This window comes from Flindersiella endophytica (assembly GCF_054779015.1).
Genome location: NZ_BAAGYY010000041.1, coordinates 1 through 425, shown reverse-complemented (window position 1 = coordinate 425; position 425 = coordinate 1). Strand labels below are relative to the sequence as shown.

The following is a 425-nucleotide window of genomic DNA, read 5'->3' as shown; positions in this document are numbered from 1 at the left end:
CTCGGTGTCTCGACCCCCGCGGTCAAGAGCGCGCTGCAACGAGCCCGCGCCCGCCTCGATGAGGTCGCACCCTCCCCCGACAACCTCACCGAACCGACCCAACCACACGCCCGGGAACTGCTACGCCACTACATCGCCGGATTCGAGAACGCCGACCTGACAGCCCTGGAGAAGGCGCTGCGCACCGACGCCGCCATCGAACTGGTGGGCACGCCGACCTGGTTCTCCGGCAAGGTGACCTGCCTGCGCTACCTGGCACACGTGATCGGAGCTCCTGGCCACTGGCTGATGACCCCGACCCACGCCAACAGCCAACCGGCAGCAGCCACCTACCACCGCACCGCCGACCAAACCCATCAAGCCCTCGGGGTCGCCGTCCTCGACGCCACCCCCACCGGAATCGCCCGCATCACCGTCTTCCCCGG

The 425-nt window shown here is 68.9% G+C and carries 1 protein-coding gene; it reads left to right on the top strand.

What is annotated here, in order from left to right:
* The coding region (locus ACYVF6_RS40975; protein WP_460530571.1) for a sigma-70 family RNA polymerase sigma factor family protein at positions 1-425 on the top strand (425 nt) is incomplete at both ends.